The sequence below is a fragment of the Ruegeria sp. CH11 genome, assembly GCF_056537105.1.
This window is the reverse complement of sequence record NZ_JBQFQX010000003.1, coordinates 115,938-133,718: the sequence shown is the minus strand read 5'-3', so window position 1 is coordinate 133,718 and position 17,781 is coordinate 115,938. Positions and strand designations below refer to the sequence as shown.

Here is a 17,781-nt window from a genome sequence, read left to right as displayed (position 1 = left end):
CCAACAGCAAAGCGTGTTTTCGGCCTCACGGGCCAAGTGTCGCCAATTGGTCCCTTTGCGGGCATTGAAACTGAGGCCGCGCTCGGGCAAGAGAGGCTGTATAACAAAGGGGACAGGCGTGATCGAGCTGGAAAGTGTCAGCTACAGCTATGGCGGCGGCGAACTGCTGAGCGATGTGTCGCTGCAATTGCAGTCGGGATCGTTCCATTTTCTGACTGGCCCATCAGGGGCAGGCAAAACCACCTTTCTGAAACTCTGCTATGGCGCGTTGCTGCCGACCTCAGGACGGCTGAGCGCCTTTGGCGAGGATGTCGCAGGCTTGGATCGGGACCAGATGGCGGTTCTGCGCCGCCGGATCGGTATGGTCCATCAGGATTGCCGCTTTCTGGATCACATGACGCTGGCGGAAAACGTGGCTTTGCCGCTGATGGTGTCTGGCCGCGCTGCCGAAGCGGAACAGGACAATCTGACCGAGCTGTTGAATTGGGTTGGTCTGGGCGCGCGGCTTGGGGCGCATCCACCCGAACTGTCGGGCGGCGAACGGCAACGGGCGGCATTGGCGCGGGCGGTGATCTTGTCACCGGATATCGTTTTGGCAGATGAACCCACCGGCAATGTCGATTGGGAGATGTCACAGCGTCTGCTGCGCCTGCTGATCGAACTGAACCGAATGGGCAAGACCGTGCTGATCGCAACGCATGATCTGAGCTTGATCCGCGCCGCCAAAAGCCAGGTCCAGGCGCGGGTGCTGCGCATTTCACAACGCAAGCTGCAATTGGCAGGAGCAGATCTATGAGCGGCGACGATTTCCGCAATCTGCTGCGCCGCGACCGTCGCGCGGATCGCGTTGTGCCGCCCACTGGGTTCACCGCGCAACTGACACTATTTGTATCCGGGGCCATGGCGTTTCTGGCCGTCTTTGCGCTGGCGCTGTCGCTGGCGTCGGGCCGATTGGCAGAGCGTTGGGCTTCGGAACTTGCTGGGGCAGCAACGTTGCGCATCAACGCACCAGCGGATCAACTTGCAGCGCAGACCGAGGCGGCGCTGAACGTATTGAAACAAACGCCGGGCGTGGCCTCGGCCCGGGCTTTGACGACCGAGGAGCAGGCGGCCCTGCTGGCCCCCTGGTTCGGGCTGGACCTGCCGCTGGACACGCTGCCGATCCCGCAACTGATCGAGATTACCGAGGGTGATCCCGGTCTGGACGCGGCAGGGCTGCGCCTGCGGCTGGGGGCCGAGGTGCCCGGTGCGGTGCTGGACGATCATTCGCGCTGGCGTGAGCCGCTGGTTGCGGCAGCCAATTCGTTGCGGCGGCTGGGCGTGATCTCGATCCTGTTGATCGGCGGGGCCACGGCGGCAATGATAACCCTCGCGGCCAACGCCTCTCTTGCTGCCAATGCGCAGATCATCGAGGTATTGCGTCAGGTTGGGGCCAAGGACCGTTTTATCGCCGGAGCCTTTGTCCGACGTTTTACCTTTCGCGCCTTGTTCGGTGCGGCGGTTGGAACCCTGCTCGGCATGAGCGGCGTATTGCTGTTGCCCGAAGCGTCGGCAGAGGGCGGTTTTCTGACCGGTCTGGGCTTTCAGGGCGTCGGATGGCTGCTACCGGCTCTGATCCCCGTTTTGGGGGCATGTGTTGCGTTTGTCGCCACATGGTCTGCCGCGCGGCGTAAGTTGAAGGAGCTTTCGTGATGTCCAAAGCGATCCAATGGGTGCGGTCCTTGATCTTCATGATCACGATCTATGCCTGGATGCTGATTCTTGGCGTCGTCTTTGCGCCTTATGCGCTGTTTTCGAAACGCGGAGCCCTGCAAGCGTGCAAGACCTATGCCCGTACAACCAAATGGTTGGCTGGCTGGATGGTCGGCATCAGGTGCGAAGTGCGTGGATCGGTGCCGACGGGCGAGGTCGTGGTCGGCGCCAAACACCAATCCTTTCTCGACATCATAATGATTTTCGACGCCGTCCCGCACGGCAAGTTCATCATGAAGCGCGAGCTGCTGTGGACTCCGGTTATCGGAATGTACGCCCGGCGTTTGGGTTGCATTCCTGTTAATCGCGGAAGAAAGGGAGCGGCTGTGGCCAAGATGGTCAAAGACGTGGCAAAGGAGTTCAGCGAACCCGGTCAGTTGGTGATCTATCCGCAAGGCACGCGCGTCGCTCCTGGGGTACAAAAACCCTACAAGGTCGGTACGGCCGTTCTGTATGAGGGTCTGGGTTTTCCCTGTGTGCCGGTGGCCACAAATGCGGGTGTGTTCTGGCCACGGACCGGGATTTTGCGCAAACCCGGTCTGGCGATCGTCGACTTTCTCGACCCAATTGAACCGGGTGTGGCGCGAAACGCGTTTTTGGGGCGACTGGAAGACGTGATCGAGACGCGCTCAAATGAATTGATGCGAGAAGTGGGGTTTGATCCGGATGCGGTTCATTGACGACATCGAGGCGCTTGAGGCGCTCTATGGAACTCCTGGCGCGCCGTCGATCCGAAAGGTCGCGCATCAGCTGACGCCGCTCTATCGGAAATGGATCATGGCCTCGCGCCTCTGTGTCCTCAGCACCGTTGGACCCGAAGGTGTCGATGGCAGCCCGCGCGGCGATGACGGACCGGTTGTGCTGGAGCTGAACCCAAAGACCCTGGCGTTGCCCGACTGGCGGGGCAATAACCGCTTGGATTCGCTGCGCAACATCGTGCGTGATCCGCGTGTCTCGCTGATGTTCATGGTGCCGGGGTCCAACAACGTCATCCGGGTCAATGGACGGGCACGCCTGACCGACGATGCGGACTTGCGCAGCCGGTTCGAAAAACACGGCAAACGACCGGCAACTGTTGCCGTGATCGAAATCTCAGAGATTTACACCCAATGCGCCCGCGCGCTGATCCGGGCGAAGACATGGACGAGCGGCGACGAAAGCGCCGAACTGCCAAGCGTCGGCCAGATTTTGGCCGAGGTGAGCGCGGGCGAAGAAGGCGGCGCGCTGTATGACGAGGAATGGGCCCCGCGCGCCGCTAAGACGATGTGGTAGTGACCTGTCGGCGCTGGCTTCAATGCACAGCCGCACCCATTTTGGCGACATTGTCGATCCAGCGTTCGACGCTTCCGGGCTTTGGGTGGCTCGCTGCGGAAAAATAGGTAAAGCGCGTGGGTTTAAATCCGACAAAGCCCAGAATCTGGTCGCGAAGTTGGCGCAAAAGCGCTTGCCGATAGACCAGACGCATGAACCAACCTGGCGTATCTGATGTCATGATCACCCGCGCGGTACGCCCCGTCAGCATCGGTGCCGGAAATCCGATCTTCGTGGTTGTGCGCGTATCAAAGGTTCGGCCAGGAATGAATGTCCGGTCGATCAGGCCTTTCAATTTGGCGGGCAGACCTCCCCACCACATTGGGGTGGTCAGAACCAGGTGATCGCTCCACTCGAGATTCTGCAAAACCTGTTCGAGCACTGGTTCAAGTGGTTTGTAATCCTCGTAACTGCTCTGACCATAGTCGTGATCGAATTGCAGATCGCTCAGATGAGCCATTCGAACCTCGTGACCCTCGGCAAGTGCAGCGTCCGCATAGGTTTGCGCAAAAGTGCGCGACAGGCTGGTTCTGGCGGGGTGTCCATCCAGAACGAATATCTTCTTAGCAGGCATAACGATTCTCCATAAATTGACCACGGTCACTTTCTAAAACGAAAAAATGACCACGGTCAATTAAAAATTTGACCACGGTCAAAAATTGTGCCACCAAGCACTATGCCAAAGCCGATTCAAAAACGAACTCTCAAAACACGCGCGCGCCTGATCTCTGCCGCCGAAAACGTGATTCAGAAGGGTGGATACGAAGCCTTGCGGGTCGAAGAAGTGGTTCAGGCTGCTGGCGTGGCCAAGGGAACATTCTTTGCGCATTTCCGGGACAAAGATGCGCTAATGGAAATCCTGCTGGCGGAGAAACTGAATGCCTGTCTCGATCAGGCCGAGGCGGGATCGCCGCCAAAATCCGTGCCCGAGATCATCGCGGCGCTTGGCCCGGTGCACAGTTTCATGACGGTTGAACGCTATGTTTTCGACCTGCTCATCAGGTATTCGGGCGCAACAGCGATCGCCGAAATCGGACCGATTGCCTATTTCTTCGAACGGTATTTCAGGGTCGTCATGATGTGGCTCGAAGACGCCAACATGCGCAAAGACGTCCCCTCTGAGCTGTTGGCGGAAGGGGTGCAGGCGTTCGCCATTCAGTCCATGTCGCTTAGATTTTGTGCCCTGCACGCATCGACCAGTTTCGATGACAGGTTGAACACCTATCTCGAGGCGTGGTTGACCCCGACGAGGTAATCGCCGGGGTCTTTCAATTAGCTGTGGATCGGTCCGTCGCCGCAGGCCAGCGCGGCCTCGCGCACGGCTTCGGAATAGGTCGGGTGGGCATGGCAGGTCAGGGCCAGATCCTCGGCCGAAGCGCCGAATTCCATGGCGACGCAGACCTCATGGATAAGATCACCTGCGGCAGGGCCGATGATATGCGCGCCCAGAATGCGGTCGGTTTCCTTGTCGGCGAGGATTTTCACAAACCCGTCGGCGGCAAAATTGGCCTTGGCGCGACCGTTGCCCATGAACATGAACTTGCCAACCTTGTAGGCGCGACCTTGTTCCTTGAGCGTCGCTTCGGTTTCGCCGACATTGGCGACCTCGGGCCAGGTATAGATCACACCGGGAATGACGCCGTAATTCACGTGTCCGTGCTTGCCTGCGACCTGTTCGGCGGCGGCCATGCCTTCATCCTCGGCCTTGTGCGCCAGCATCGGGCCTTCGGTGACATCGCCGATCGCATAGATGCCAGGCACATTGGTCTGCCAGTCCGCCCCGACCTTGATCTGGCCACGCGGCGTCATCTCGACACCCAGAGCGTCCAGCCCCAGCCCGTCGGAATACGGCTTGCGCCCTGTGGCAACCAGCACCGTGTCCGCGTCGATCACATGTTCGCTGTCATCTTTGAGCAGCTTGTAGGTGACCTTGGCCTTGGTCTTGGTCGCTTCGGTCTTTTGCACCGCCGCGCCCATGACAAATTTCAGGCCCTGCTTCTTGAGGATGCGCTGGAAGGTTTTCTGCACCTCGGGGTCCATACCGGGCGTGATTTCCTTGAGGAATTCGATCACCGTCACCTCAGCCCCCAGACGACTGTAGACCGAGCCGAGTTCTAGTCCGATCACACCCGCGCCGATCACCACCATCTTCTTGGGGATCTTGCCCAGCGCCAGCGCACCGGTTGAGGTGACGACAACCTTTTCATCGACCTCGACGCCGGGCAGGGACGAAGGCTCGGACCCGGACGCGATGATGATGTTCTTGGCCTCGTGAACTTCGTCCCCCACCTTGACCTGACCGGCGGCGGGGATCGAGCCCCAACCCTTCAGCCAGTCGATCTTGTTCTTCTTGAACAGGAATTCGATGCCTTTGGTGTTGCCGTCGATGACCTCATCCTTGTAGGCCTGCATTTGCTTCCAATCGACCGAAGGCGATTTGCCCTTCAGACCCATCTTGGCAAAGTTGTGCTCGGCCTCGTGCAGTTGATGGCTGGCATGCAACAGCGCCTTGGACGGGATGCAGCCCACGTTCAGGCAGGTGCCGCCCAGCGTGTCGCGCCCTTCGACCACGGCGGTTTTCAGACCCAGTTGAGCGCAGCGGATGGCGCAGACATAGCCGCCGGGACCCGCTCCGATTACGATGACGTCATAATTTGACATTTTGTTCTCCTAAACCCCGTAGAGTTTACTAGTGAAAGCGATGCCCTGCCGATGGAAGGGCGAAATTTCTGAGTTCAAACCGGTTCCAGCACTTTGACCTGGATATGCGCCACGCCACCCCGTTCGTGGTGCATGGCCAACTCCTCGGAGTCAAAGAACTCGCGCGCGCGCGTCAGGTCGGCCACCTCGAACATTGCGACCGCGTGGTCGGCCTGATCGGGATCTTTCCAGACATGGAGGTCGTGGATACCCGCGGCCTCTCGCATGGGTTTGTCTTCCCGAAAAACCTTCAACCAGGCATCGAAGTCGGCCACATCGGCCTGCCAGAGTACATGTGCTGCCATGATTACAGATCCATCAACAGGCGGCGTGGGTCTTCCAGTGCCTCTTTTACGCGAACAAGGAAAGTTACAGCGCCTTTACCGTCGACGATCCGGTGATCGTAAGACAGGGCAAGATACATCATCGGGCGAATCTTGATCTCACCATTGATGACCATCGGACGGTCCTGGATCTTGTGCATGCCCAGAATGCCGGATTGCGGCGGGTTCAGGATCGGCGAGGACATCAGCGAGCCGTAGACACCGCCGTTCGAGATGGTGAACGTGCCGCCCTGCATTTCCGCCATGCTCAGCTTGCCGTCACGGGCGCGGCGGCCTTTTTCGGCAATCGCCTTTTCGATCGCGGCAAAGGACATGCTGTCAGCGTCCCGGATCACAGGAACGACCAAGCCCTGCGGCGTACCGGCCGCCACGCCCATGTGCACAAAGTTCTTGTAGACGATGTCGGTGCCATCGATCTCGGCATTGACCTCGGGCACTTCTTTCAGCGCGTGACAGCAGGCCTTGGTGAAGAAGGACATAAAGCCAAGCCGGACACCATGCTTCTTTTCGAACTGCTCCTTGTACTGATTGCGCAGGGCCATCACCTCGGTCATATCCACCTCGTTGTAGGTGGTCAGGATCGCGGCGGTGTTCTGCGCATCTTTCAGACGTTTGGCAATGGTTTGGCGCAGGCGCGTCATGCGGACACGTTCCTCGCGCGATGCATCCTGCGCTGCGACGGGCGCGCGTGGCGCCTGAGCTGCCGGGGCGGGCGCAGACGGAGCGGACGCCGGGGCCGAGGCGGTTGCAACCGCTTTGGCCACATCTTCCTTCATGATGCGACCATCGCGACCCGTGCCGGTTACCTGATCGGCGGACAGGCCAGCCTCGGCCATCGCTTTCTCTGCCGATGGTGCGTTTGCCACATCTTTGCCGGTGCTTGCCGCTGCTGCCGGGGCTGCCGCCGCTGCTGCGGGGGCTGCTGCTGCACCAGCCGCGGCACCCGAGATCACCGCCAGTTTCGCACTTGCATCCACCGTTGCACCTTCCGGAGCGACGATTTCGGCCAGCACGCCGGCCGCCGGGGCCGGAACCTCGACCGAGACTTTATCGGTTTCCAATTCACACAGCATTTCATCCTGCGCGACACTGTCGCCAACCTGTTTGAACCATGTGGACACCGTCGCTTCGGTCACGGATTCACCCAGCGTCGGCACCATCACATCAACGCTGCCAGCCGATGCCGCCGCCGGGGCCGCTGCGGGTGCCGGGGCTGCCGCAGCCGCAGGGGCTGCAGCCGCACCTTCACCGGCTGTGATGGTCGCGAGCAAGGCATCGACACCGACTGTTTCACCTTCGGCGGCTACAACCTCGCCCATCACACCAGCAGCTGGGGCAGGGACTTCGACCGTGACCTTGTCGGTTTCAAGCTCACAGAGCATTTCATCCACGGCGACCGCGTCGCCGGGTTTTTTGAACCATGTCGCAACCGTGGCTTCGGTTACCGATTCGCCAAGCGTGGGAACACGAACTTCAATTGACATCGTTTACTTTCCTTCAATGCTCAGCGCTTCGTTCACCAGCGCTTCTTGTTGGGCTTTGTGTTGGCTGGCCAGGCCCGTTGCGGGCGAAGCCGATGTGGCGCGACCGACATATCGCGGTCGCGTATGTGTGGCCTTGATGCGGGTCAGCACCCATTCGATATTGGGTTCGATAAAGGTCCAGGCCCCCTGGTTCTTGGGCTCTTCCTGACACCAGATCATCTCGGCACCTTTAAAGCGCTCAAGCTCGTTGATCAGCGAATGCGCGGGGAAGGGATAGAACTGCTCGATCCGCATCAGATAGACGTCGTCGATCCCGCGCGCGTCCCGCTCTTCCAGTAGGTCGTAATAGACCTTCCCGGAACACATCACCACGCGCTTGATCTTGTCATCCTTGACCAGCTTGGTGTCCGAGTTTCCGTGCTGCGCGTCGTCCCACAGCACCCGGTGGAAGCTGGAACCCGTGGTGAATTCCTCGGCCCTGCTGACCGCCAGTTTGTGGCGCAGCAGCGATTTTGGCGTGACCAAGATCAGCGGCTTGCGGAAGGTCCGGTGCAACTGACGGCGCAGGATGTGGAAATAGTTCGCAGGCGTCGTGCAGTTCGCCACGATCCAGTTGTCCTGACCGCACATCTGCAGGAACCGCTCCAGACGTGCCGACGAGTGTTCGGGGCCCTGCCCTTCGAAGCCGTGGGGCAGCAGGCAGACCAACCCGGACATCCGCAGCCATTTGCTTTCGCCCGAGCTGATGAACTGGTCGAACATGATCTGCGCACCATTGGCGAAATCGCCGAACTGCGCTTCCCACAGGGTCAGCGCATTGGGTTCGGCTAGCGAATAACCGTATTCGAAGCCAAGCACCGCATATTCCGACAGCATCGAGTCGATCACTTCGTAATGCGATTGCCCGGGCCGGATATTGTTGAGCGGATAGTATCGTTCCTCGTTCTCCTGATGCACAAAGCCGGAATGGCGCTGACTGAACGTACCGCGCGTTGCGTCCTGACCGGACAACCGTACCGGGTACCCTTCGGTCAGCAACGAGCCAAAGGCCAGTGCTTCACCCGTGGCCCAGTCGAAGCCGGTGCCGGATCCGAACATCTGTTTCTTGTGCTCAAGAAGTCGGGCAACTGTCTTGTGTACTGCGATATCCGTCGGCGCATGGGTCAGGGACTTGCCGATCTCGGCCAGCGTGTCCGGGGTGATGGCGGTGTCGCCGCGCACATATTCTTCTTTGTTCTTGTCCAGATGCGACCAGCGCCCGTCCAGCCAGTCGGCTTTGTTGGGCTTATAGTCCTTGCCGGCCTCGAACTCATCATTCAGATGAGCCTGGAAGGCGGCCTTCATATCTTCGATCTCGCCTTCGGGGATCAGGCCGTCCTTGACCAGACGTTCAGTGTACAGAGACAGCGTGGTCTTATGCGTCTTGATCTTTTTGTACATGATCGGGTTGGTGAACATGGGCTCGTCGCCCTCGTTATGACCGAACCGGCGATAGCAGAAGATGTCGATGACCACGTCTTTGTGGAACTTCTGGCGGAACTCGGTCGCGACCTTGGCGGCGTGGACCACGGCCTCGGGGTCGTCGCCGTTCACGTGGAAGATCGGCGCCTCGACCATTAGCGCGATATCCGTGGGATAGGGGCTGGAGCGGCTGAAATGAGGCGCAGTGGTAAATCCGATCTGGTTGTTCACCACGATATGCATGGTGCCACCGGTTTTGTGGCCGCGCAGACCGGACAGGCCAAACCCTTCGGCCACCACACCCTGACCGGCAAAGGCTGCATCACCATGAAGCAGAATGCCCATTACCGCGGTGCGGTCATCATCCTTCAACTGATCCTGCTTGGCCCGGACCTTGCCCAGAACCACCGGGTTTACCGCCTCAAGGTGCGAGGGGTTGGCCGTCAGCGACAGGTGTACGCTGTTGCCGTCAAACTCGCGATCGCTAGAGGCACCGAGGTGGTATTTCACGTCACCCGAGCCATCCACATCTTCGGGCTTGAAACTGCCGCCCTGGAATTCGTTGAAGATGGCGCGATATGGCTTGCGCATCACGTTGGCGAGGATGTTCAGGCGACCCCGGTGCGGCATCCCGATAACGATGTCGCGCACACCCAGCGCGCCACCGCGTTTGATGATCTGCTCCATCGCCGGGATCAGGCTTTCGCCACCATCCAGACCAAAGCGCTTGGTGCCCATGTATTTGACATGCAGGAATTTCTCAAAGCCTTCAGCCTCGACCATCTTGTTCAGGATGGCTTTGCGGCCTTCCTTGGTGAACTGGATTTCCTTGCCGTACCCTTCGATCCGCTCCTTCAGCCAAGCGGCCTCTTCCGGGTTCGAAATATGCATGTATTGCAGCGCGAAGGTGCCGCAATAGGTCCGCTTCACGATCTCGACGATCTGCCGCATGCTGGCCATCTGCAGTCCCAGCACGTTGTCGATAAAGATCGGCCGATCCATGTCGGCATCGGTAAAGCCATAGGTCTTGGGGTCAAGTTCGGGATGCGTGCTGGCAGCGCGCATGCCCAGCGGATCAAGATTGGCGGCCAGGTGACCCCGGATGCGATAGGCCCGGATCAGCATCAGCGCCCGCAGACTGTCCAGCACCGCGCGCTTGATCTGGTCTTCGCTGACAACGACCCCTTTGTCGGCGGCCTTATCCTTGATCTTCTTGCCCGCCGCCTTGGCGTCGATCTCGGCCCATTCGCCGGTAAGGGCACCCGTCAGATCGTCCGTCGGCATCGGCGGCCAGTCGGTTCGCGCCCAGGACGGCCCCTCGGCCTCACGTTGTACATCCGGAGTGGCGTCACCCATCTGCCGGAAGAATTCGACCCAGGCGGCATCCACCGCGCCAGGATCCCTGGTGTACTGGGCGTATAACTGCTCCAGATATTCGGCATTATGCCCCTGCATAAAGCTTGAGGCATGAAAGGCAGTGTTGGGCGTATGTTCGGTCATTGAGTTACCTCTGTTGGGTTGGGACCGTATTTGTTGGTGCCTGGTTCACTGGGGCGGGTCAGCCACCAGAGCACCAGAAGGGGCGACACAAACAGGACGATGAGTGTCGGAATGACGATCAGCAAAGTGGCGCGGGTGAACAGGATGTCCAGATTGCCGCCATGCTGGAAGCTGGACGCAAGGCCGATGCCAAAGATCAGCACCGCAAAGGCCCCGAGGATCAGCAGGATCGGCAGCAAAGCGTAAAGCCCGCTGCGCCCGGTATCATGCATCCGTCGCCACGCGACCGCGAGGTGCGGGATAAAAACGATCAGGCCGACGATGCTCTGCACCGGCGCCGAGGAAGTCGCGGTCGTGGTCGTGACACCGTCCGCCTCGGTTGTGGTGACCTGTGTGAAGAATTGCCAGTCGATGATCCCGGCGATGATATTCCAGATCACGATGAACAGGAAAAAGAACCAGTATTCGGGCCGCGAGGCACGCCCTGAGAAGGTGAAGAATTTGGAGAAACAGGTGCGGATGGCGTCGGAGAAGGTCATCTTTATAACCCGCAAACTATGCTAGCGCGTTGATGGTCGCGCAACCTGTCGAGGAACGTCGGCGTCAACTCTGAAATAACCGGAGGATCGCCACAAAGCTGTCTTCCGAACGCGAACAATTCATCCGAAGAAATCAGAACCGGATCAAAGGACACGATGTTTGGGTCACTTGGGAAATCGACCAAGACCACTCTAATTCCGTCTGGTGCTTTTTCTTGAGCCAGGCGCTCCGGATACGACAAACCCCAATAGGACAAGGCCAGAAATCCGCCGATAAGACAGCATAGAAAGCCTATGGTCTTGAGAATAGTCATCTTGGACATCTCACGCGGCGGCTACAGTCGGGCAGCGCCCGACCCACCCCCGAGGGCAGGCGCTTCTCGCCCACCCTCGGGTCGGGTGCCGCGCTCGGTTCTGAGATCAGCGCGTGTTGCATCTTACCCAATCGCTTCCAGCACAGCCTCACCCAGCTGCGCCGGGCTTTCGGCCACGACGATACCGGCACTGCGCATGGCTTCGATCTTGTCCTCGGCACCGCCCTTGCCGCCGGCGACAATCGCGCCCGCGTGGCCCATGCGGCGGCCCGGAGGGGCTGTGCGGCCTGCAATAAAGCCGGCGGTCGGTTTTTTGCGGCCCTTCTTGGCCTCATCCGCCAAGAACTGAGCGGCTTCTTCTTCGGCCGAGCCGCCGATCTCACCGATCATGATGATCGACTCGGTCTCGTCATCGGCCAGGAACCATTCAAGCACGTCGATATGCTCAGTCCCTTTGATCGGGTCGCCGCCGATGCCCACACAAGTGGACTGGCCCAGACCCACATCGGTGGTCTGTTTCACGGCCTCATACGTCAGGGTGCCCGAGCGGGACACAACGCCGACCGAGCCGCGCTTGTGGATGTGGCCGGGCATGATGCCGATCTTGCAAGCATCAGGCGTGATGACACCGGGGCAGTTCGGCCCGATCAGGCGCGAGCTTGAACCTTCCAGCGCGCGCTTGACCTTCATCATGTCCAGAACCGGGATGCCTTCGGTGATGCAGACGATCACTTCCATCTCGGCATCAATCGCTTCGAGGATCGAGTCGGCTGCGAAAGGCGGCGGAACATAGATCACGCTGGCATTGGCTTCAGTCACATGCTTGGCCTCGTGGACCGAGTTGAAAACGGGCAGGTCAAGATGTGTCATCCCGCCTTTGCCGGGGGTCACGCCGCCGACCATCTTGGTGCCATAAGCAATGGCCTGTTCGCTGTGGAATGTGCCCTGCGAGCCGGTAAAGCCCTGACAGATCACTTTGGTATTTTCGTCGATGAGGACTGCCATCTGGCGTTCTCCTTTGTAGGGCGGGCTTCAGCCCGCCGAAATCTTGGGAAAGGTGGGCTAAAGCCCACCCTACGGGATGACACTCAGCCTTTGACGGCCTTCACGATCTTCTCGGCACCGTCTTTCAGGTTGTCCGCCGCGATCACGTCCAGGCCCGAGGTGTTAATGATCTCTTTGCCTTTCTCGACGTTCGTGCCTTCCAGACGCACGACCAGCGGAACCTGCAGGCCGACCTCTTTCACCGCGGCGACTACGCCTTCGGCGATGACGTCACAGCGCATGATGCCGCCGAAGATGTTGACCAGGATGCCTTTGACCTGCGGGTCCGAGGTGATGATCTTGAACGCCTCAGTGACTTTCTCTTTGGTGGCACCGCCGCCAACGTCGAGGAAGTTGGCAGGCTCGGCCCCATACAGCTTGATGATATCCATGGTGGCCATCGCCAGACCGGCGCCGTTCACCATACAGCCGATCTCACCATCCAGCGCGATGTAGTTCAGGTCGTATTTGCTGGCTTCCAGTTCCTTGGGGTCTTCCTCGGTTGTGTCGCGCAGCTCGGCAATGTCCGGGTGGCGATAAACCGCGTTGCCGTCAAAGCCAACCTTGGCGTCCAGCACCTTGAGGTCGCCGCTGTCGGAGACGATCAGCGGGTTGATCTCCAGCATCTCCATGTCCTTCTCGACGAAGGCGGAATAAAGCTGGCTCATCAGCTTGACGCATTGCTTGACCTGCGCGCCTTGCAGACCCAGCGAAAACGCGATGCGACGACCATGATAGGGCTGATATCCAGTGGCAGGATCGACCGAGAAGGACAGGATTTTCTCGGGCGTGGCTGCGGCCACCTCTTCGATGTCCATACCGCCCTCGGTCGAGCAGACAAAGGAAATGCGGCTGGTCTGACGATCCACCAACAGGGCCAGATACATCTCGGTCTCGATGCCGGAACCAGCCTCGATATAGATGCGGTTCACCTGCTTGCCCGCCGGGCCGGTCTGGTGTGTGACCAGCGTGCGACCTAGCATCTTCTTGGCTTCCTCGGCAGCCTCTTCGACGGATTTGGTCAGACGGACGCCGCCCTTTTCCCCGGCGTCAGCTTCTTTGAAAGACCCCTTGCCGCGGCCACCTGCGTGGATCTGAGCCTTGACGACCCACAGAGGACCATCCAGTTCGCCCGCTGCGGTTTTGGCTTCCTCGGAGCGCAGAACTGCGCGACCGTCAGAAACCGGCGCGCCATAGCTGCGCAAAAGAGCTTTGGCCTGATATTCGTGAATGTTCATCGAAACTGTCCCGTTTGACTACGATTGAACCGTTATAGGCGTGTCTAGGGGATATGTTTAAAGGGTTTTTTGATGTCAGGTGGGTTTTTACCGAAGATTTTCTCTTTTTGTGATCACAGGTTTTTGGGGTGTGATCACAAAGTTGGGCGCGCCGCAAATTTGATTCGAAATATCTTTTGCGCGTCGGGAAAACACATTCAAAAAGGGTGCTTGCGTCGTTTGCGCCAACATTTGCGACGGTTCACGTTGCAAGCTGCGTGGCGGTCCAAATAGAAAACCGGCCCGCTTTCGGGGCCGGTTTGAATGCAAGACCGAAGGGTGCTTACGCCAGCGAGCTGTCGATACCCTTGCAGGCTTCAATCAGGCCCTTCACAGCGTTGACCGAGTTGTCAAAACCGGCCTGCTCTTCTTCGTTGAGCTTGATGTTGACGACACGTTCGATGCCACCTGCGCCGATCACGGTGGGGACACCGACATACATGCCTTTGACGCCCAGTTCGCCGTCGCAATAGGCCGCACATGGCAGAACGCGTTTTTGGTCCTTCAGATAGGCTTCGGCCATTTCGATTGCCGAGGTTGCAGGTGCGTAGAAGGCCGAGCCGGTCTTCAGCAGGCCAACGATTTCAGCGCCGCCGTCACGGGTGCGTTGGACGATGGCGTCCAGCTTGTCCTGCGTGGTCCAGCCCATCTCGACCAGATCGGGCAACGGGATGCCGGCAACGGTCGAATAGCGCACCGATGGCACCATGGTGTCGCCATGGCCGCCCAGAACAAAGGCGGTCACGTCGCGCATGGAGACGTTGAACTCTTCCGACAGGAAATGCGCGAAACGGCCAGAGTCCAGAACGCCTGCCATGCCGCAGACCTTGTTGTGCGGCAGGCCCGAGAATTCACGCAGGGCCCAGACCATCGCGTCCAGCGGGTTGGTGATGCAGATGACGAACGCGTCGGGTGCGTTGGCGGCGATGCCTTCACCAACCGACTTCATGACCTTCAGGTTGATGCCCAGCAGGTCGTCGCGGCTCATGCCAGGTTTGCGCGGGACACCAGCGGTGACGATGCAGACATCCGCGCCTGCGATATCCTCATAAGACTGGGTGCCCTTCAACTTGGCGTCAAAGCCCTCCGAGGGGCCGGATTCGGCAATGTCCAGCGCCTTGCCTTCCGGGGTGCCTTCGGCGATGTCGAACAGGACGACGTCGCCAAGTTCCTTCATTGCTGCGAGGTGGGCGAGCGTGCCGCCGATCTGACCTGCGCCGATCAGCGCGATCTTGGGTCTGGCCATTTGGAATATCTCCGGTCGGATTAAAATCGCGGTTGTGCTAGTCGGTAAATGGCATTCGCGCAAGGGTTATGGGGCGCGGCATGCAACCGCATACCGATTGCAGACGACCCGGTGGTTGCGCTAAACGACCTGTTAGATAAGTCAATTCACGGATCGCCACATGTTCGATTTGAACCTGATGTTTTTTGCTGTGGCGATCCCTGCGGTGGTCTTTGCCGGTATCTCGAAAGGTGGATTCGGGTCCGGCGTGGCCTTCGCCTCATCGTCGATTCTGGCTTTGATCCTGACGCCCGGTCAGGCGCTGGCGCTGATGCTGCCGATCCTGATGGTGATCGACGTGGCCACGCTGGGACCCTACTGGAAACGCTGGAACTGGCCGGATTCGCGCCTGCTGATTCTGGGCGCGGTTCCAGGCGTCGCACTGGGCGCATGGCTGTACCGTGCCACAAATGACGACTTGTTGCGCTTGCTTATCGGCGGAATATCAGTTGGTTTCGTGATCTGGCACATCGCCCAAAGCCGAGGTCTGATCCGGGGCTTTGCCAATCGGTTGCCACCGCCCGCCGGGATGATCGCAGGGCTTGTTGCCGGTTTTACCAGTTTTGTCAGCCACGCGGGCGGCCCGCCAGCGGCGGTCTACCTGCTATCGCAAAGGCTGACGAAAACCGAGTTTCAAGCCAGCACAGTGCTGGTCTTCTGGGTCATCAATACGACCAAATTTGTTCCCTACGCCTATCTGGGCCTGTTCACCTGGCACACGGCGCTGGCCGATCTTCTGTTGGCACCCTTTGCCATTCTTGGGGCCTGGCTGGGCGTTCGGGCGCACTTCATGCTGTCCGAGCGCCTGTTTTTTGCCATAGCCTATGTGCTGTTGACCCTCACCGGCAGCAAATTGATCTGGGACGCGCTGACCTAGACGTTCGGTGGCAAGGCCTCGGCCATGTCCTCGTAAGCATGGCCAGATGCGATCAGGCAGGTCATCCCGTCTGGGAGCGTAACCGTAACGGTCCAACTGCCGGTCTTCTCAGAAGCATAGACCTCCATCACCGCGCCTTGCCGGGCGATACCGATGCTGCGGCGCGTTTCGCCATAGGATTCGGTCAGCCGCTTAACCACGTCATCGCGTGGCGCGCAGGTGCGCGCCTGCAATTGCTGCGCGGCCAGAACCATGATCCCAAGGCCCATTGTCATCTTGATAAGCGTCTTTTTCATGCGTCACCCCATATGCTTCCATCTGTCGTCAGGCTGCAGGTAACGCACAGAAATTTGGTTAAATCGCCGCACGTTGCATTGCGAATGCTGCGTTGCGGCAAATTTCTCCTTGAACTTTCCGGCAAAAAATGCCCCATTCCGCGCAACATTCTTTCAAAGGGAGAGGCCAATGGACCTCCGTCAGCGCCCCTATCGTTCCGTTCTTTACATCCCCGGGTCCCGCGATCGGGCCATGGAGAAAGCGCGCACCTTGCCGGTGGACGCGATCATTTTCGACCTCGAGGATGCGGTCTCGGCAGATGAAAAGGACAATGCGCGCGAAACGCTAAGGGCCGCTTTGACAGCCGGAGGGTATGGTTCGCGGGTCAAGATCGTTCGCATCAACGGCCTGGATACGGAATGGGGCCGTGCCGATGCCGAAGCCGTGCGCCAGATGGATGCGGACTATGTTCTTTTGCCCAAGGTCAGTTCGGCTGCCGATGTGGACGCGCTGGCCGCGATCACGGGCGACATGCCGATTTGGGCGATGATGGAAACGCCGCGCGGGATGCTGAATGCAGCGGAAATTGCCGCCCACCCGCTGATGGCCGGGTTCGTCATGGGGACCAACGATCTTGCCAAGGAATTGCAGACCCGCTTTCGGCCGGATCGGTTGCCAATGATGACCTCGCTTGGGTTGTGCCTGCTGGCGGCGAAGGCCGAGGGGCTGATCATCGTCGATGGCGTTTATAACGCCTTCAAAGACGGCGAGGGTCTGGCCGCCGAATGTGAACAAGGCCGGGATATGGGTTTTGACGGCAAAACACTGATCCACCCGGCGCAGGTTGAGATTGCCAATACAGCCTTTGCCCCGTCGGACGCCGAGATCGATTTGGCCCGCCGCCAGATCGCCGCATTTGAGCAGACCGAGTCACAGGGGCAAGGCGTTGCAGTTGTCGACGGTAAGATTGTTGAAAACCTACACGTTGTAACTGCCCGCGAAACTCTGGCAAAAGCGGAGGCGATAGTAGCTTTGCAAACGGGGTAAGCCAGCATGGGCTTTGTTCTTCTGATCCTTGGTGTCGCGCTTTGGTGGGCGGCACATCTGTTCAAACGCGTGATGCCGGAGCGTCGTGCCGCCATGGGCGACGCGGGCAAAGGCGTCGTGGCGCTGGCCTTGGTGGCCTCGATATTGTTGATGATCTTCGGCTATCGCATGACAGACTTCATCCATGTCTGGGCTCCGCCAACCTTCCTGATCCACGTCAACAACTTGTTGGTGTTGATTGCCTTCTACATGGCGAGCCCGGCCGGAACCAAAGGCCGCCTGTTGAACAAAGTACGTCACCCGATGCTGGGTGGTTTCAAGCTATGGGCATTCGCGCATCTTCTGGTGAATGGCGATCTGGCGTCGATCGTCCTGTTTGGCGGGTTGCTGGCTTGGGCGGTGGTTGAGGTGATCGTGATCAACAAGTCCGAACCCGATTGGACCCCTGGCGAGCCTGGCACCTATGGCAAGGATGCGATGTTCTTTGTGGCTTCGATCGTGCTGCTTGGCGTTGTCGGCTATGTTCACGGGCTGGTCGGCCCGTCCCCGTTCGGATCATAAGGAGCAGAC

The 17,781-nt window shown here is 59.3% G+C and carries 19 protein-coding genes; 8 read left to right on the top strand and 11 right to left on the bottom strand.

Going from position 1 to position 17,781, the window contains the following annotated elements; translation table 11 throughout:
- The first annotated feature begins 118 nt into the window (after window positions 1-118).
- The 4 genes from ACR0LX_RS06485 to ACR0LX_RS06470 are packed head-to-tail and all read left to right on the top strand — an operon-like array spanning window position 119 to window position 3,024.
- Window positions 119-796, top strand: coding sequence for a cell division ATP-binding protein FtsE (locus tag ACR0LX_RS06485; protein WP_480574736.1), 678 nt, complete (start codon window positions 119-121; stop codon window positions 794-796).
- The gene (locus tag ACR0LX_RS06480; protein ID WP_480783019.1) at window positions 793-1,692 is read left to right on the top strand and encodes a cell division protein FtsX; all 900 of its coding nucleotides are present in this window, start codon (window positions 793-795) and stop codon (window positions 1,690-1,692) included. Before ACR0LX_RS06485 ends, ACR0LX_RS06480 begins: the two co-directional genes overlap by 4 nt.
- Window positions 1,692-2,432 (top strand): lysophospholipid acyltransferase family protein, encoded by a 741-nt coding sequence (locus ACR0LX_RS06475; protein WP_480574742.1) that lies wholly within the window; start codon window positions 1,692-1,694, stop codon window positions 2,430-2,432. The genes ACR0LX_RS06480 and ACR0LX_RS06475 overlap by 1 nt, the downstream gene beginning before the upstream one ends.
- Complete coding sequence (locus tag ACR0LX_RS06470; RefSeq protein WP_480783018.1) at window positions 2,419-3,024, top strand: pyridoxamine 5'-phosphate oxidase family protein; 606 nt, start codon at window positions 2,419-2,421, stop codon at window positions 3,022-3,024. Before ACR0LX_RS06475 ends, ACR0LX_RS06470 begins: the two co-directional genes overlap by 14 nt.
- Window positions 3,025-3,043: 19 nt before the next feature.
- Here ACR0LX_RS06470 and ACR0LX_RS06465 read toward each other — a convergent pair whose 3' ends face one another.
- On the bottom strand, window positions 3,044-3,637 hold the full coding sequence (locus ACR0LX_RS06465) for an NAD(P)H-dependent oxidoreductase (protein WP_480783017.1): 594 nt from the start codon (window positions 3,635-3,637) through the stop codon (window positions 3,044-3,046).
- 102 nt (window positions 3,638-3,739) lie between these two features.
- On the opposite strand from ACR0LX_RS06465, the gene ACR0LX_RS06460 reads away from it, so the two are divergent.
- Window positions 3,740-4,318 carry a TetR/AcrR family transcriptional regulator gene (locus ACR0LX_RS06460; protein ID WP_480783016.1) on the top strand — a complete coding sequence of 193 codons (579 nt, stop codon included), beginning with the start codon at window positions 3,740-3,742 and terminating at the stop codon, window positions 4,316-4,318.
- Window positions 4,319-4,335: 17 nt separating this feature from the next.
- Here ACR0LX_RS06460 and lpdA read toward each other — a convergent pair whose 3' ends face one another.
- From lpdA to mdh, 9 genes are all read right to left on the bottom strand, one after another.
- Window positions 4,336-5,724, bottom strand: a complete 1,389-nt coding sequence (gene lpdA, locus ACR0LX_RS06455; RefSeq protein ID WP_480783015.1) for a dihydrolipoyl dehydrogenase — start codon at window positions 5,722-5,724, stop codon at window positions 4,336-4,338.
- Between the two features lie 74 nt (window positions 5,725-5,798).
- Window positions 5,799-6,068: a hypothetical protein gene (locus ACR0LX_RS06450; protein WP_480574757.1), complete on the bottom strand. Its 270-nt coding sequence runs from the start codon at window positions 6,066-6,068 to the stop codon at window positions 5,799-5,801.
- A gap of 2 nt (window positions 6,069-6,070) precedes the next feature.
- Window positions 6,071-7,591, bottom strand: a complete 1,521-nt coding sequence (odhB, locus tag ACR0LX_RS06445; protein ID WP_480783014.1) for a 2-oxoglutarate dehydrogenase complex dihydrolipoyllysine-residue succinyltransferase — start codon at window positions 7,589-7,591, stop codon at window positions 6,071-6,073.
- 3 nt (window positions 7,592-7,594) lie between these two features.
- Entirely contained in the window at window positions 7,595-10,552 is a 2,958-nt protein-coding gene (locus ACR0LX_RS06440; RefSeq protein WP_480783013.1) for a 2-oxoglutarate dehydrogenase E1 component, read from the bottom strand.
- On the bottom strand, window positions 10,549-11,091 hold the full coding sequence (locus ACR0LX_RS06435; protein WP_480783012.1) for a DUF805 domain-containing protein: 543 nt from the start codon (window positions 11,089-11,091) through the stop codon (window positions 10,549-10,551). The genes ACR0LX_RS06440 and ACR0LX_RS06435 overlap by 4 nt, the downstream gene beginning before the upstream one ends.
- 2 nt (window positions 11,092-11,093) lie before the next feature.
- Window positions 11,094-11,405, bottom strand: coding sequence for a hypothetical protein (locus tag ACR0LX_RS06430; RefSeq protein ID WP_480783011.1), 312 nt, complete (start codon window positions 11,403-11,405; stop codon window positions 11,094-11,096).
- A 123-nt stretch (window positions 11,406-11,528) separates the two neighbouring features.
- Window positions 11,529-12,410, bottom strand: coding sequence for a succinate--CoA ligase subunit alpha (gene sucD / locus ACR0LX_RS06425; protein WP_170350627.1), 882 nt, complete (start codon window positions 12,408-12,410; stop codon window positions 11,529-11,531).
- Between the two features lie 83 nt (window positions 12,411-12,493).
- A complete protein-coding gene (gene sucC, locus ACR0LX_RS06420; protein WP_480574771.1) occupies window positions 12,494-13,687 on the bottom strand; it encodes an ADP-forming succinate--CoA ligase subunit beta in 1,194 nt (397 codons plus the stop codon).
- Between the two features lie 322 nt (window positions 13,688-14,009).
- On the bottom strand, window positions 14,010-14,972 hold the full coding sequence (mdh, locus tag ACR0LX_RS06415) for a malate dehydrogenase (protein WP_480574774.1): 963 nt from the start codon (window positions 14,970-14,972) through the stop codon (window positions 14,010-14,012).
- A 160-nt stretch (window positions 14,973-15,132) separates the two neighbouring features.
- Between mdh and ACR0LX_RS06410 the strand changes: the two genes are divergently transcribed.
- Window positions 15,133-15,888, top strand: a complete 756-nt coding sequence (locus ACR0LX_RS06410; protein ID WP_480783010.1) for a sulfite exporter TauE/SafE family protein — start codon at window positions 15,133-15,135, stop codon at window positions 15,886-15,888.
- Here the strand turns inward: ACR0LX_RS06410 and ACR0LX_RS06405 are convergent.
- Window positions 15,885-16,184, bottom strand: a complete 300-nt coding sequence (locus ACR0LX_RS06405) for a hypothetical protein (protein WP_480783009.1) — start codon at window positions 16,182-16,184, stop codon at window positions 15,885-15,887. The two genes, ACR0LX_RS06410 and ACR0LX_RS06405, sit on opposite strands and share 4 nt — an antisense overlap.
- A 169-nt stretch (window positions 16,185-16,353) precedes the next feature.
- Between ACR0LX_RS06405 and ACR0LX_RS06400 the strand changes: the two genes are divergently transcribed.
- Together ACR0LX_RS06400 and ACR0LX_RS06395 are read left to right on the top strand one after the other, a co-directional pair.
- A complete protein-coding gene (locus tag ACR0LX_RS06400; protein WP_480783008.1) occupies window positions 16,354-17,211 on the top strand; it encodes an HpcH/HpaI aldolase/citrate lyase family protein in 858 nt (285 codons plus the stop codon).
- A gap of 6 nt (window positions 17,212-17,217) precedes the next feature.
- The gene (locus ACR0LX_RS06395; RefSeq protein ID WP_480783007.1) at window positions 17,218-17,772 is read left to right on the top strand and encodes an NnrU family protein; all 555 of its coding nucleotides are present in this window, start codon (window positions 17,218-17,220) and stop codon (window positions 17,770-17,772) included.
- Window positions 17,773-17,781 lie beyond the last annotated feature (9 nt).